Raw genomic sequence first — 15183 nt, 5'->3', positions numbered from 1 at the left:
GCGGTACTCTGGACATCCGTGTTCCCCTAGGGTCGACGGCGCCCATCACCCATCAGGATCCCGCTCCGCGCGGGGTTCGGCGAAGGACGGTTCAATGGACTCGCTTCTCAGCGCACCTCAGCCCGCGGTCGGGCTCTACAACCCGGCATACGAGCACGACGCCTGCGGCGTGGCGTTCGTGGCGACCCTGCGCGGCACGCCCGGCCGCGACATCGTCGAAGCCGGGCTGACGGCGCTGAAGAACCTGGAGCACCGCGGCGCCGTGGGCGCCGAGACGGAGACGGGTGACGGCGCGGGAATCCTCACGCAGATCCCCGACGCCTTCCTTCGCGAGGTCACCGACTTCCCGTTGCCGCCTGTCGGCGAGTACGGAGTGGGGATCGCGTTCCTCACGCCCGGCGTGGAGGACGCCGAGATCGCGGCGTTCACCGAGGCCGCGCAGGAGGAGGGGGTCGCGATCCTCGGGTGGCGCGACGTCCCCGTGGACCTCGGCCCGCTCGGTCCTTCCGCACGCGCCGCTGCGCCCGTGTTCCGTCAGGCCTTCCTCTCGTGCGACGGCCTTTCCGGCATCGAGCTCGACCGGCGCCTCTACCGCGTCCGCCGGCGTGCGGGACACCGCGGAGGACCGTTCTTCGCGTCGCTGTCCGCGCGCACCTTGACCTACAAGGGGATGCTGACCACTTATCAGCTCGAGAAGGTCTTCCCCGACCTGCTGCACCCCGCCTTCGCGTCGGAGCTCGCGCTGGTGCATTCGCGCTTCTCGACCAACACGTTCCCGTCGTGGCCGCTCGCGCAGCCGCTGCGGATGATCGCGCACAACGGCGAGATCAACACGGTCCAGGGCAACCGCAACTGGATGGCCGCCAAGGAGGGCATGCTGCGCTCCGAGCTGCTCGGAGACCTGTCGGACATCGCTCCGATCTGCACCACCGGGGCGTCGGACACGGCCTCGTTCGACGAGGTCCTCGAGCTCCTCCACCTCGCTGGTCGCTCGTTGCCGCACGCGGTGCTGATGATGATCCCTGAGGCGTGGCAGAACAACCCGCACATGGACCCTGCGCGGCGCGCGTTCTACGAGTACCACTCGACGCTGATGGAGCCGTGGGACGGTCCTGCTGCCCTCCACTTCACCGATGGCACCCTCATCGGCGCGACCCTCGACCGCAACGGGCTTCGCCCCGGGCGGTTCTGGCTGACGGACGACGGTCTCGTGGTCTGCGGCTCCGAGGCCGGCCTGCTCGACATCGACCCCGCGAAGGTCGTGCGCAAGGGTCGTCTCCAGCCTGGTCGCATGCTGCTCGTCGACACGGCGGGCGGTCGGATCGTCGAGGACGAGGAGATCAAGGCGCAGCTCGCGTCCGAGCATCCCTACGCGGAGTGGATCGAGAGGTACGCGATCCGGCTGTCCGAAGTCCCTGACCGCGAGCACATCTCGCACTCGTCGAGGTCGGTGCAGCGCAGGCAGCGCGCCTTCGGCTACACGGAGGAGGAGCTCAAGATCCTGCTCACGCCGATGGCCGCGACCGGCGTCGAGCCGATCGGCGCGATGGGCTCGGACACGCCGATCGCGGTGCTGTCGAAGAGGCCACGCCTGCTCTTCGACTACTTCGTGCAGATGTTCGCGCAGGTGACCAACCCTCCGCTGGACTCGATCCGTGAGGAGATCGTGACGTCGATCGGCGGAGCGATAGGCCCAGAGCCCAACCTGCTCGAGGCGCTTCCTGAGCATGCGCGCAAGGTGATGCTCGAGTTCCCGGTGATCGACAACGACGAGCTCGCGAAGATCGCGCACATCGATGCCGACCCGCGCCTGCGCGGGCTCTTCTCCGCGCGCAAGATCCGTGGCCTCTACCGGGTCGCGGACGGGGGAGAGGGACTCGAGAAGCGCCTGAAGGCGATCTTCGAGGAGGTGGACCAGGCGCTCGCGGACGGCGTGTCGTTCCTCATCCTGTCGGACCGCGACGCGAACAAGGACCTGGCTCCGATCCCATCGCTGCTCCTCACCGCTGCCGTGCACCACCATCTGGTGCGCCATCACACGCGCACGCAGATGTCGATGGTCGTCGAGGCGGGCGATGTCCGAGAGGTGCACCACGTCGCGCTGCTGATCGGCTACGGCGCGGGCGCGGTGAACCCGTACCTGGCGATGGAGACTGTCGAAGACCTCGCGAAGCGCGGTTACCTCGGCGATGTCAGCCCTGAGAAGGCGGTCAAGAACCTCATCAAGGCGCTCGGCAAGGGCGTGCTCAAGATCATGTCGAAGATGGGCATCTCGACCATCGCGTCGTACCGCGGTGCGCAGGTGTTCGAGGCGATCGGCCTGGCACGGGAGCTCGTCGACCGTCACTTCGTCGGCACTCCCAGCCAGATCGACGGGGTGGGCCTCGGCGTCATCGCGCAGGAGGTCGCCCAGCGGCACGCCGACGCGTATCCGGAGTCGGGCGAGCTGCCTCCTCATCAGCGGCTGAACACCGGTGGCGAGTATCAGTGGCGGCGTGACGGCGAGGAACACCTCTTCGATCCCGAGACGGTGTTCAAGCTTCAGCACTCGACGCGCACGCGTCGCTACGACCTGTTCCGCGAGTACACCGACCGGGTCGACGACCAGGCGAGGCGGCTGATGACGCTGCGCGGCATGCTCGAGTTCGCGTCGGAGCGGCCCGCGGTGCCGCTCGATGAGGTCGAGTCCGTCGAGGACATCGTCAAGCGCTTCAGCACCGGTGCCATGTCGTACGGCTCGATCTCCCAAGAGGCGCACGAGACCCTGGCCATCGCTATGAACAGGCTCGGCGCGAAGTCCAACACCGGTGAGGGTGGCGAGTCACCTGAGCGGCTCCTCGACCCCGAGCGCCGGAGCGCGATCAAGCAGGTCGCCTCAGGGCGGTTCGGCGTCACCAGCGAGTACCTCGTGAACGCGGACGACATCCAGATCAAGCTCGCTCAGGGCGCGAAGCCAGGCGAGGGCGGTCAGCTGCCCGGCACCAAGGTGTACCCGTGGGTCGCGGAGACCAGGCACTCGACGCCGGGCGTGGGCCTGATCTCGCCTCCGCCGCACCACGACATCTACTCGATCGAGGATCTCAAGCAGCTGATCCACGACCTCAAGAACGCGAACCCGACCGCGCGCATCCACACCAAGCTCGTGTCCGAGGTCGGTGTGGGCACCATCGCGGCGGGTGTCGCCAAGTGCAAGTCCGACGTGGTCCTCATCTCGGGTCATGACGGAGGCACAGGTGCGAGCCCGCTGAACTCTCTCAAGCACGCGGGAGCGCCGTGGGAGATCGGGCTCGCGGACACTCAGCAGACGCTCGTGCTGAACGACCTGCGGGACCGCATCGTCGTGCAGGTGGACGGACAGCTGAAGACCGGTCGCGACGTCGTGATCGCGGCGCTGCTCGGCGCGGAGGAGTTCGGCTTCGCGACCGCGCCGCTGGTGGTGTCCGGCTGCGTGATGATGCGCGTGTGCCACCTCGACACGTGCCCGGTCGGAGTCGCGACGCAGAACCCCGAGCTGCGCGCGCGCTTCAGCGGCAAGCCCGAGTTCGTGGAGACGTTCTTCGAGTTCATCGCAGAGCAGGTGCGGGAGCACCTCGCCGCACTCGGATTCCGCACGCTGGCGGAGGCCGTCGGTCACGTCGAGGCGCTTGAGACGCGCTCCGCGATCGCGCACTGGAAGGCCCGGGGCCTCGACCTGTCGCCGGTCCTCGCCCGCCCCGCGGCGGGTGCGGCCCTGCTCAACTCGACGACGCAGGATCACGGTCTGGCCGAGGCGCTCGACCAGGAGCTGATCGCGGCTTCGGCCGCGGCGCTGGACCGGGGCGAGCCCGTCCGGATCGAGCGTGCGATCCGCAACGTCAACCGGACCGTCGGCACCATGCTCGGATACGAGGTGACCCGCAGCCACGGCGGCGAGGGTCTCCCGGACGACACGATCGACATCACGTTCACGGGCTCCGCTGGTCAGTCGTTCGGCGCCTTCGTGCCGCGTGGCGTCACCCTCCGCCTTGTCGGCGACGCGAACGACTACGTCGCCAAGGGCCTGTCGGGCGGGCGCGTGATCGTGCGCCCCGCCCGCGAGGCCATGCTCGACGACTCGCGCGACGTGATCGCCGGCAACGTGATCGGGTACGGCGGGACCTCCGGTGAGATCCTTCTGCGCGGCGTCGTGGGCGAACGGTTCCTGGTGCGCAACTCCGGGCTCACGGCCGTCGTGGAGGGCGTCGGCGACCATGCGCTCGAGTACATGACCGGCGGCACGGCGGTCATCCTCGGACGCACGGGCCGCAACCTGGGAGCCGGCATGTCGGGGGGCACCGCATACGTGCTCGATCTGCGTCCCGAGCGCGTCAACAAGGACGCGCTCGCAGCGGGCGACCTGACGCTGGCACCGCTCGATCCCGAGGACGAGGTCATCGTCCGTACGCTCGTCGAGCGACACGTCGATGGCACGGATTCGCCGTTCGGCAAGGAGCTCCTGTCCTCGTGGAGCGATTCCGCGGCGCGATTCACCCGTGTGCTTCCCGCGCAGTACGCCAGAGTGCGTGAGGCGCTCGCAGAGATCGAGGCGAAGGGCGCGGACCTCACCGCGCCGGGAGCCTGGGCCGAGTTCCTGGAGGTGACCGGTGGCTGACCCGCGTGGATTCCTGAAGGTGAGGGAGCGTGAGCTGCCCGCGAACCGCCCCGTGCCCGTGCGCCTGCGCGACTGGAGCGAGGTCAAGGACGAGCTGTCCAAGGACTCGGCCCAGCTGAAGCGGCAGGCCGGCCGCTGCATGGACTGCGGCATCCCGTTCTGCCACCAGGGCTGCCCGCTCGGCAACCTGATCCCTGAGTGGAACGACCTCGTGTGGCGCGACCAGTTCGAGGACGCGATCGAACGCCTTCACGCGACGAACAACTTCCCGGAGTTCACGGGTCGCATCTGTCCTGCTCCCTGCGAGACGTCGTGCGTGCTCGGCATCAACCAGCCGGCGGTCACGATCAAGAACGTCGAGGTGTCGATCATCGACCGCGCCTTCAAGGAGGGACTGGTCACCCCGCACGTCGCTCAGCGGCACACGGGGCGCACCGTCGCCGTCGTCGGTTCAGGGCCTGCCGGTCTCGCCGCCGCGCAGCAGCTCACTCGTGCCGGGCACACGGTCGCGGTCTACGAGAAGGATGACCGGATCGGGGGTCTGCTCCGCTACGGCGTGCCCGACTTCAAGATGGAGAAGCGGCACATCGATCTGCGCGTGTCGCAGATGGAGGCGGAGGGCACCCGCTTCCGCACCGGTGTGAGCATCGGTGTGGACCTCACGTGGGAGGACCTGCGCGCGCGCTACGACGCGGTGCTGGTCGCTACCGGGGCCCCGTTGCCTCGCGACCTGCCGCTGCCTGGGCGGGATCTTGACGGCATCCACTTCGCGATGCCGTACCTGCACCAGGGAAACCAGGCCGCTGCGGGGGACGACGTCGTCGACCACATCACCGCCGAGGGCAAGCATGTGATCGTGATCGGCGGTGGCGACACCGGCTCCGACTGCATCGGCACGGCGCTGCGCCAGGGCGCCGCCTCGGTCACCACGCTGGCCATCGGCAAGAAGCCCCCGCTGGAGCGCACCGACGCCATGCCGTGGCCCACCGACCCGCGGGTGTTCGAGGTCTCGAGCAGCCACGAGGAAGGCGGCGCCCGCGACTACCTCGCGTCCACCGTCGAGTTCGTCGGAGACAGTGACGGACACGTGCGCGCACTGCGCGTCGCGGAGACCCAGTACAACGCGGATGGCTCGCGCACACCGACACCGGGGACCGAGCACGATGTGCCAGCAGACCTGGTATTGATCGCGATGGGGTTCACTGGGCCGGAGGTCACAGCGCTCCAGGATCAGGCGAGGGTAGCGTTGACCCCGCGCGGTCAGATCGACCGCGCCGAGAACTTCTCGACGTCTGCCGACGGCGTCTTCGTCGCCGGCGATGCGGGACGAGGCGCGTCGCTCGTGGTCTGGGCGATCGCCGAGGGTCGCGCGGCGGCGGCTGCCATCGATGAGTACTTGACCGGGAGCACCGAGCTCCCGGCCCCAGTGACGGCGCGCACCATTGCGCTCCGTGCATAACGCAAGGTTGGAGAACATGCGAAACGCGAAGATTGTCTGCACGATCGGACCGGCCACCGCGCCGCTCGACAGGATGCGCGAGCTGGTGAACGCCGGCATGGACGTGGCGCGGATCAACCGCAGCCACGGAAGCGCCGAGGAGCACGAGCAGGTCTACCGGAACGTTCGTCAGGCTGCCGAGGAGTCGGGCCGCAACGTGGCCGTCCTCGTGGACCTCCAGGGTCCCAAGATCCGTCTTGAGAAGTTCGCCGACGGCCCCCACGACCTCGCCGTGGGCGACGTCTTCACCATCACGACCCGCGACGTCGTCGGCACCAAGGACATCTGCGGCACCACCTTCAAGGGCCTTCCGGGCGACTGCCACATCGGCGACACACTGCTGATCGACGACGGCAAGGTGCGTCTTGAGGTCACCGAGGTGACCGACACCGACGTCGTCACGAAGGTCGTCGTGCCTGGCCCCGTGTCCAACAACAAGGGCATCAACCTTCCGGGCGTCGCCGTGTCCGTGCCCGCGCTGTCCGACAAGGACGAGTCGGACCTGCGCTGGGGACTCAAGCTCGGCGCCGACTACATCGCGCTGTCGTTCGTGCGGTCCGCCAAGGACTACGAGGACGTCGCCCGCATCATGGCTGAGGAGGGACGTTCGGTCCCCGTCATCGCCAAGGTGGAGAAGCCTCAGGCGGTCGACAACCTCGAGGAGATCGTCGACGCGTTCGACGGCGTCATGGTCGCCCGTGGTGACCTCGGCGTGGAGCTTCCCCTGGAGGAGGTGCCGCTCGTTCAGAAGCGCGCCATCGAGCTCTGCCGCGCCAAGGCGAAGCCCGTCATCGTCGCCACGCAGGTCCTCGAGTCGATGACCCACGCGCCGGTTCCGACCCGTGCGGAGACCTCCGACTGCGCCAACGCGATTCTCGACGGCACGGACGCGGTCATGCTGTCCGGCGAGACCTCGGTCGGCGACTTCCCGATCGTCACCGTCGAGACGATGGCGCGCATCGTGTCGAACACGGAGCTCAAGGGGCGCAGCCGGATCGCGCCGTTCCCGACCGTTCCGAAGTCGCGCGGTGGAGCGATCACCCACGCGGCTGCCGAGATCGCCGAGAACCTCGACATCAAGTACATCTGCGTCTTCACGCAGTCCGGTGACTCCGCCCGACGGATGTCGCGCCTGCGTCCCGAGACCCCGATGCTGGCGTTCACGCCCGATGACAACACGCTCCGTCGTCTCGCGCTGTCGTGGGGCATCACCGCAGAGCTCGTGGAGGCGCCGGAGTCGACCGATGCGATGGTCAAGGTGGTCGACTCGTACCTCAAGGACAACGGCCTCGCGTCGGATGGCGAGTTCGTGATCGTCGTGTCGGGTGCGCCGGTCGGCACGCCTGGAACGACGAACTCGATCCTCGTGCACAAGGTCGGTCAGATCCGCCACTGACGGGAGCCTCGGCTCCTCTGACGTGCGAAGGGCCCAGCCGGAGCTTCCGGCTGGGCCCTTCGTCGTCCCACGGCGGGCGAGGCTTGGAGCCGATTCCTCACACGGCGGGGCGTGGGCGACCGACTGTCGCGGTCACGCGTCCGGCGCGTCCTCCTGGGGGCGCATGTCCTCCCAGTTCCGCGGGCCGAGGTCCGGGATCGCGCGGTCGTAGTCGGACTCGAAGAGCTCGGAGGAGATGATGAAGTCGGCTGTCGCGACGTTCGACGCCATGGGGATGTTCCAGAGTGCGCCCAGGCGGAGCAGAGCCTTCACATCAGGGTCGTGGGGCTGCGGCTCCAGCGGATCCCAGAAGAAGATCAGCATGTCGATGAGGCCTTCGGCGATCCGTCCGCCGATCTGCTGGTCGCCGCCGACCGGGCCCGACAGGAAGCGCTGCACCGGGAGCCCGAGCTCGTACTCGAGCATGGTGCCGGTGGTGCCGGTGGCGTAGAGGTGGTGCGGTGCGAGGCGGACCTTGTTGAAGCTCGCCCACTGGAGAAGCTCCACCTTCTTGTTGTCGTGCGCGACCAGCGCGATATGCCTCTTGACGCGGTTCATGGCCGAGCCTCCGGAATGTCGGGCGTGCGCAGGGGAGGCACGCGGATAGGGGAACCTCCACAAGCATGCCAGACCATCGACACCGGCCTGACAGTCGCTGATCACGCCGGCTGCGGGGCGCAGTACTGGGACAGGCCTGCCCGCAGGGGTGCGCGCACAGTGCCCCGAGTGGGATTCGAACCCACACTGAATCGGGTTTGAGCCGACTCCCTCTGCCGGTTGGGGTATCGGGGCGTGACGACTAGGCTAGCGCCTGTGACAGCAGAACATGACAACAAGACGGCGGCCAGCGGAGCCGCGTCGACCAGGTCCCGTCGCGCCCTTGTGGTCGAGGACGAGGCCCTTATCCGCATGGACATCGTCGAGACGCTCACCGAGGGCGGCTATGAGGTCGTCGGTGAGGCCGGAGACGGCGAGGAGGCGATCGCCAAGGCGAAGGAGCTCAAGCCTGACATCGTCGTGATGGACGTGAAGATGCCGGTGATGGACGGGATCACGGCCGCGGAGCACATCGCGAAGGACCGTGTCGCGCCTGTGGTGCTGCTGACCGCGTTCTCGCAGACCGAGCTCGTGGAGCGCGCGCGCGACGCAGGCGCCATGGCGTATGTGGTGAAGCCGTTCACGCCCGGAGACCTGCTTCCGGCCGTCGAGATCGCTGCGTCGCGGTACCAGGAGATCAGGGCGCTCGAGTCGGAGATCGCAGACATCACGGAGCGCATGGAGACCCGCAAGAAGGTCGAGCGTGCGAAGGGCCTGCTCATGGAGAAGATGAAGCTCAACGAGCCCGAATCGTTCCGCTGGATCCAGAAGACGTCCATGGACCGCCGTCTCACGATGCGCGAGGTCGCTGAGGCTGTCATCGATCAGATGGGTGGCAAGTAGCCTCGACGTCGATGAGGGGCGCGGCTTCCGAGAGGGGGCAGCGCCCCTCTCGCGTGCCGCCCCACGGCTCACGCCGATGAAGTCGTCGTCGAATGCTCTGTTAAATGCAGATTTCCTCCGCACGGAAACCGCCAAGGTCACGAAATCGTGATGCGAGTGACCCATGAGAGAAACAATCGCTCGCTAGTTTGGCGGAATCGAGTAGGGACCGTCCCTACAGCGATGCGCTGACGGTGGCTCCCGTCAGTTTGGAGGAAAGAACATGGCACGATGGAACACCATCGCGCGTGGCGCGGCCGTAGCGGCCGTCGCGACGCTGGCGCTCGCCGCCTGCTCCACCGACTCGGGTACCGGGGCGTCCACCTCGGCCAGCGGTGACAGCAGCGCCTCCGGCGACGCGCTGAAGATCGGCACGCTGCTCCCGATCACCGGTTCGCTCGCCTTCCTCGGCCCGCCCGAGATCGCAGGTGTGAAGCTCGCCGTGAGCGAGATCAACGACGCTGGTGGCGTGCTCGGTCAGCCCGTCGAGGAGATCGACGCGGACTCGTCCGACACTGCGAACCCGCAGATCGCGTCGCAGTCGGTCTCGTCGCTGATCGCGGACGGCGTCGGCGGCATCGTCGGCGCGGCTTCGTCCTCGGTGTCCCTGAACGTCGTCGACGACATCGCCGCGGCCTCTGTCGTGCAGATCTCGCCGGCGAACACGTCGACCGCTCTGTCGGGCTACTCGCCCTTCTACTTCCGCGTCGCTCCGCCGGACACGGTCCAGGGCAACGCGCTTGCCAACGTCATCATCGACGACGGCATCAAGAACCTCGGCATCCTGGTGTTCGAGGACGACTACGGCACGTCGCTCCGTGACGTCATCGTCTCGACCGCTGAGGCGGCCGGCGTGAACATCACGTACGGCGCCACGGAGACGTTCGACCCCAACGCCACCAACTTCTCGGCTGAGGTCCAGGCGGTCATGGCCACGAACCCCGACGCCATCGCGGTGATCGCGTTCGACCAGACCAAGCAGATCATCCCCGAGCTCGTGGGTGCGGGATTCGATGGCTCCAAGCTGTACTTCACCGATGGCAACACGGCCGACTACTCGGCCGACCTGCCTGCGGGCACCCTTGAGGGCGCGAAGGGCACCATCCCCGGCGCCATGCCGTCGACCGACTTCCAGGCACTGCTGGACGGCGCGAACGGCTCCAAGCTCGACTCGTACTCCTACGGCGCGGAGTCGTACGACTCGACCATGCTGCTCGCCCTCGCGGCGGTCCGCGGTGGGGCGACCGACGGTGCGACGATCCAGGCCAACATGGCGGCGGTCTCCGGCGCTGACGGTGGCACGGAGTGCTCCGGCTTCCAGGAGTGTGCAGACCTGCTCGCCAGCGGCGAGGAGATCGCATACAAGTCCGTGTCCGGCTCCGGTGCGTTCAACGCGCAGAACGACCCGTCGTCGGCCTACATCGGCGTGTACGTCTTCGATGGCGACAACGTCCCGGTGTGGACCGAGGCGGTCTACGGCGAGGTCCCCGCGGCCTGAGTCGTGTAGGCAGCTGGTAGCACAGCGCTGGAAGGGCCCCCGGCTTCGGCCGGGGGCCCTTTCGCGTGTGCCGACGGACTGACCGCGGACGGGGTCTCCGCTCGCGTCGGCGGTCCTTCACTTCGGCCGTCCGCGCAGGGGAGACCGGTGCTGGGATGCCGTCGCGATCCCCGCCTTGCGGTCCTGCAGGTGGACGACGCGCCGGCCGCGTCAGCCCGAGCGAAGGCACCATGGGTGGCCGCGGCTTCGACACGGGAGTGCGTCCCGCTCGACGGCACGGGATCGCGTGCTGCCTTCCCTGGGAGCACCGGCTGGGCGGGTTGAACCGGCGGGGACGACATCGGGTCCGGAGCGCCGCGCGACGCGCGGAGACCGACGACGAAGGGCGCCACCACGTTGTGGTGACGCCCCTCGATCGACGCTGGTCTAGGCTCCGAGCGTCCCCAGGTAGAGCTCGATGACCTTGGGGTCCTTCAGCAGCTCCTGGCCGGTGGCCGTGTACGCCGACGTCCCCTGGTCGAGCACGTAGCCACGATCGGCGATCTGCAGGCAGCGGCGCGCGTTCTGCTCGACCATGATGACCGTGACGCCGGTGCGGTTGATGTCTCGCGTGCGCACGAACGTCTCGTCCTGGCGAGCAGGGGAGAGGCCCGCGGAGGGCTCGTCGAGCAGCAGGACGTGAGGATCCATCATGAGCGCTCTCGCCATGGCGACCATCTGGCGCTCGCCACCCGACAGGGAGCCTGCTCGCTGGCTCCGACGCTCGCCGAGCACGGGGAACAGGTCCACGATCTTCTCGAACTGCGTCTTGAAGCTCCTGTGCGCCTGGTAGGCACCCATCTCGAGGTTCTCCTCGATGGTGAGCGACGGGAAGACGTTGTTCGTCTGGGGCACGAAGCCGATGCCCCGCCGCACGAGCTCATCGGCGCGCTTGTTGGTGATGTCCTGGCCGGCGAGGGACACGGTCCCGGACCGGACGGGCACCAGCCCGAAGAGGGCCTTGAGGAAGGTCGACTTGCCGGCGCCGTTGGGTCCGATGATTCCGATGAGCTCGCCTTCGCGGACCTCCATGGTGCATCCGTTGAGGATGTCTATGCCAGGGAGGTAGCCGGCGGTGATGTCGTCGGCGTGCAGGATCACAGGTGCGTCGTTCACTTACCGCTCCTCGAACAGGTCGGTGTCGTGGTGCGCGCCCAGGTAGGCGTCCTGCACCGCTTTGTTGGCCATGACGGTGTTCGGCGGTCCCTCGGCGATGATCTTGCCCTCGGCCATCACCACCACCCAGTCGGAGATCCGGCGGACCATGTGCATGTCGTGCTCGACGAACAGGACCGTGACGCCCTGGTTCTTGAGCTCGACGATGTGGTCCAGCAGAGACTCGGTGAGGGCGGGGTTGACGCCGGCCATGGGCTCGTCGAGCATCACGATCTCCGGGTCCGACATGAGCGCGCGCGCCATCTCGAGCAGCTTGCGCTGACCGCCGGAGAGCTCCCCCGCATAGTCGTCACGCTTCTTGTCGAGCTTGAAGCGACGGAGCAGCTCCTCTGCCTTCTCGGTGATCTCCGCCTCCTGCTTCTTCCACAGGGAGGGGAACATCGCGCGCACCAGGTTCTCGCCGACCTGGTTGGCCGCGCCGAGTCGCATGTTCTCCATCACGGTCATGCGGGAGAGCGCCTTGGTCAGCTGGAACGTGCGCACCATCCCCGAGCGTGCGACCTGTGCAGGCGACTTCGAGTGAAGAGAGAACCCGTTGAACGACCACTCGCCGGTCTGTGGGCGGTCGAAGCCCGTCAGCAGGTTGAAGAAGGTGGACTTGCCGGCGCCGTTCGGCCCGATCAGCGCGGTGATCGCGTTGCGCTGGACCTCGAAGTGGGCGACGTCGACAGCCGTGAGGCCGCCGAAGCGACGCTGGATGCTGTCGGCCACGATGATCTTGTCGAGCTTCGGGGCGCCTGCCTCGTGGGGCACGTTCGCGAACGGGTCCTTGGCCGGCTTCGCGGGCTTGATCTTGTCAGCCATTGATCGCCAGCTCCCTTCTGTTGCCGAGGATGCCTTGTGGTCTGAAGATCACGAGCAGCATCAGTGCCACGCCCACGAGGATGAGCGCGAACGGCTCGCGCTGCGTGGCCGTCATCAGGGTCTCGGGGATGAACATCGCGGCGAGACCCTTCACAAGGACCAGTGCGGTCCAGAAGAGCACCGAGCCGAGGATCGGGCCGAAGACGGTCGCGGCACCGCCGAGCAGCAGCAGCGTCCAGATCCAGAACGTCGTGGGACGGCCCATCGAGTCGGGGGAGACCGCGTTGCCGAAGGACCAGAGGATCCCACCGAGCGCGCCGATCACGCCGCCGATCACGAGCGCCTGCATCTTGTAGGCGTACACGTTCTTGCCGAGCGAGCGGACCGCATCCTCGTCCTCGCGAACTCCCTTGAGCACGCGTCCCCAGGGAGACCTGGCGAGCATCCAGAACAGCCACGCGAAGATCGCGACCATCGACCATGACACGACGACGAGCCACCAGGAGGTGGACGACGACCCGTGGAGCGTCCACAGTCCGATGGTGATCTGCTTGTCGGGGAATGGCGACAGGGCCTCGAACGGGGCCTTGTAGTCGGACCCGCGGATTCCGGTGGAACCCCCGGTGATGTTCTTCATCACCGACGATCTGCCGAGGAATCTGACGAACTCTGCTGCTGCGATCGTCACGATCGCCAGATAGTCGCCGCGGAGCTTGAGCGTGGGCCATCCGAGTAGGAGACCGAACAGCATCGCGAGCACCATCGCGACGAGGATCCCCAGCCACATCGACCCGCCTTCGCGGACGGTGATCGCGTATCCGTACATGCCCAGGAGCATGAAGCCTGCGTGCCCCATGTTGAGCAGGCCCGTGAGCCCGAAGTGGAAGTTGAGGCCGATCGCGGCGAGCGCGAAGGCGGCGGTGGTGGGAGCGAACATCTCCCTGGTGGCGTCGGTGAGAAGGCCTGCGAAGTCCATGCGCTATCCGACCCTTTCCGCTCGTCCGAGAATTCCCTGTGGCCTCACGAGCAGCACCAGGATGAGGATCACCAGCGCGACGGCGACCTTGAGGTCGGCGGGCAGCCAGATCGTCGACATCTCGGCGACCACTCCGATCACCAGCGAGCCGACCAGGGCGCCGAACGCCTGGCCGAGTCCGCCGAGCGTGACCGCAGCGAACATCAGCATCAGGAGCCGGGCCCCTGCGTCGAACGCGGTGCCCTCCTCGTAGAGGCCGAGGAGGATGCCGCCGAGTCCCGCGAGACCCGCGGCGATGATCCACACGAGGCGGATGATCTTGCCGACCTGGATCCCGGACGCCGATGCGAGCGCTGGATTGTCGGAGACGGCGCGCGTCGCGCGTCCCAGGCGCGTCTTGAGGAGGAACCAGGAGACACCGCCCAGGCAGGCCAGCGCGATCACCAGGGAGATCAGGGTGGTCCGACCGATCGTGACGAGACCGAGGCTGATCGGCTGGTCGATCTCGATCGTGAGGCGGAACCGGCCGCCGCCTACCCACCACTGGATGAAGTTGAGCATCGCGAGCGAAAGACCGATCGACACGATCATCTGCTGGACTGTTCCGACGCCCCTGCGGCGCAGCGGGCTCCACAGGAACTTGTCCTGGAGCCAGCCGGTGCCCGCGGATACCGCGATCGCGATGATCGCGCCCACCACGAGCGGCAGCCCGATGGTGAACGAGACAGGTACGAACGGGATCGTGACGGGCTGGGGCGTGACCAGGAAGTACGTCAGCACGGCGCCGAAGGACACCTGCTCGCCATGGGCGAAGTTGCTGAGCCCCGTGGTTCCGTAGATGAGCGAGAGGCCGACGGACGCGAGCGCGAGGAGCGTTCCGAAGGCGAGTCCGTTGACGAGCGACTGGAGAATCCTGTTGGTCCCGGCAGTCGCTGTGGTGGTGGCGGTCGTGGTGCTGTCGCCGCTCGACGTGTCAGCGGCGACCACGTGGGTCGCCGTGTCAGTCGCCTGCGCGCTGTCGGACATGATCACCGAGATGACGGTGATGACTGCCGCAGCCAGCAGGAAAACGACGATCGCACGCACGATGACGCGGCGATCGATGGTCGTCGTCACTGTTTCCTCCTGTTAGGGATTACGTCAATCTAGACCAGGCATGTTTCGGTTGTGTAGCGACGCGATAACGTGACGGAGACGGATGGATTCCTGCCTTTCTATTCGGAATTCTGCGAATCAGGGACGAGAACGCAGGTAAGCCGCGCCGATGCGACCCTGATCCCCTTGTCGTCGACCACCTCGATCGTGTACGAGCAGACGCGTCCGCCGAGGTGCAGCGGAATCGCGGTGGCGGTCACGTGGCCATCTCTGACGGCCCTGTGATGCGTGATGGAGAGGTCGATCCCTACTGCGGTGCGTCCCGGGCCGGCGTGCACCGCTGCGCCGTACGAGCCGAGGGTCTCCGCCAGCGCAGCGGTCGCGCCGCCGTGGAGCAGGCCGACGGGCTGGGTGTTGCCTAGGACCGGCATCGTCCCGACCACCTTGTCCGCGCCGACCTCGAGCAGGGTGATGCCCAGGCGCTCCATCAGCGAGCCGGGGATGACGCGGGTCAGGTCTCCGTCGATGTCAGTCATGACGATAGGTTGTCATG

At 67.4% G+C, this 15183-nt stretch carries 11 protein-coding genes and 1 tRNA gene; 5 read left to right on the top strand and 7 right to left on the bottom strand.

The annotated features are described in order from the left end of the window. Positions 1–94 precede the first annotated feature (94 nt). Genes gltB through pyk form a run of 3 tightly spaced genes read left to right on the top strand, consistent with a single transcriptional unit; the run spans position 95 to position 7524 of the window. Entirely contained in the window at positions 95–4630 is a 4536-nt protein-coding gene (gltB, locus tag RN607_RS07540; RefSeq protein ID WP_313541549.1) for a glutamate synthase large subunit, read from the top strand. Next, positions 4623–6089, top strand: a complete 1467-nt coding sequence (locus RN607_RS07535; protein WP_313541546.1) for a glutamate synthase subunit beta — start codon at positions 4623–4625, stop codon at positions 6087–6089. Before gltB ends, RN607_RS07535 begins: the two co-directional genes overlap by 8 nt. A gap of 16 nt (positions 6090–6105) precedes the next feature. Beyond that, positions 6106–7524, top strand: coding sequence for a pyruvate kinase (gene pyk, locus RN607_RS07530; RefSeq protein WP_313541543.1), 1419 nt, complete (start codon positions 6106–6108; stop codon positions 7522–7524). A 132-nt stretch (positions 7525–7656) separates the two neighbouring features. Here the strand turns inward: pyk and RN607_RS07525 are convergent, their stop codons facing one another. After that, positions 7657–8121 (bottom strand): methylglyoxal synthase, encoded by a 465-nt coding sequence (locus tag RN607_RS07525; RefSeq protein WP_313501660.1) that lies wholly within the window; start codon positions 8119–8121, stop codon positions 7657–7659. Positions 8122–8281: 160 nt separating this feature from the next. Further along, positions 8282–8355, bottom strand: a tRNA-Leu gene (locus tag RN607_RS07520). Positions 8356–8376: 21 nt separating this feature from the next. On the opposite strand from RN607_RS07520, the gene RN607_RS07515 reads away from it, so the two are divergent. Both RN607_RS07515 and RN607_RS07510 read left to right on the top strand, forming a co-directional pair. Beyond that, entirely contained in the window at positions 8377–9003 is a 627-nt protein-coding gene (locus RN607_RS07515) for an ANTAR domain-containing response regulator (protein WP_313501659.1), read from the top strand. 262 nt (positions 9004–9265) lie between these two features. Beyond that, positions 9266–10540 (top strand): ABC transporter substrate-binding protein, encoded by a 1275-nt coding sequence (locus RN607_RS07510; protein ID WP_313501657.1) that lies wholly within the window; start codon positions 9266–9268, stop codon positions 10538–10540. Between the two features lie 426 nt (positions 10541–10966). Here RN607_RS07510 and RN607_RS07505 read toward each other — a convergent pair whose 3' ends face one another. The 5 genes from RN607_RS07505 to RN607_RS07485 all read right to left on the bottom strand — a co-directional run bounded on the left by RN607_RS07505 (position 10967) and on the right by RN607_RS07485 (position 15166). Then, entirely contained in the window at positions 10967–11695 is a 729-nt protein-coding gene (locus RN607_RS07505) for an ABC transporter ATP-binding protein (protein ID WP_313501654.1), read from the bottom strand. Then, positions 11696–12559 carry an ABC transporter ATP-binding protein gene (locus RN607_RS07500; RefSeq protein WP_313501652.1) on the bottom strand — a complete coding sequence of 288 codons (864 nt, stop codon included), beginning with the start codon at positions 12557–12559 and terminating at the stop codon, positions 11696–11698. It lies immediately after the preceding gene. Continuing rightward, the gene (locus RN607_RS07495; RefSeq protein WP_313501650.1) at positions 12552–13535 is read right to left on the bottom strand and encodes a branched-chain amino acid ABC transporter permease; all 984 of its coding nucleotides are present in this window, start codon (positions 13533–13535) and stop codon (positions 12552–12554) included. The genes RN607_RS07500 and RN607_RS07495 overlap by 8 nt, the downstream gene beginning before the upstream one ends. Positions 13536–13538: 3 nt before the next feature. Next, positions 13539–14651: a branched-chain amino acid ABC transporter permease gene (locus RN607_RS07490; RefSeq protein WP_313501648.1), complete on the bottom strand. Its 1113-nt coding sequence runs from the start codon at positions 14649–14651 to the stop codon at positions 13539–13541. Positions 14652–14749: 98 nt separating this feature from the next. Continuing rightward, a complete protein-coding gene (locus RN607_RS07485) occupies positions 14750–15166 on the bottom strand; it encodes a PaaI family thioesterase (RefSeq protein WP_313541541.1) in 417 nt (138 codons plus the stop codon). Positions 15167–15183 lie beyond the last annotated feature (17 nt).

Origin of the sequence: Demequina capsici, from assembly GCF_032102965.1 — a bacterium.
In the GTDB taxonomy this organism is placed as follows: domain Bacteria; phylum Actinomycetota; class Actinomycetes; order Actinomycetales; family Demequinaceae; genus Demequina; species Demequina capsici.
Note: the sequence above shows the minus strand (reverse complement) of the source record. Positions and strands in the feature narration are given on the sequence as shown.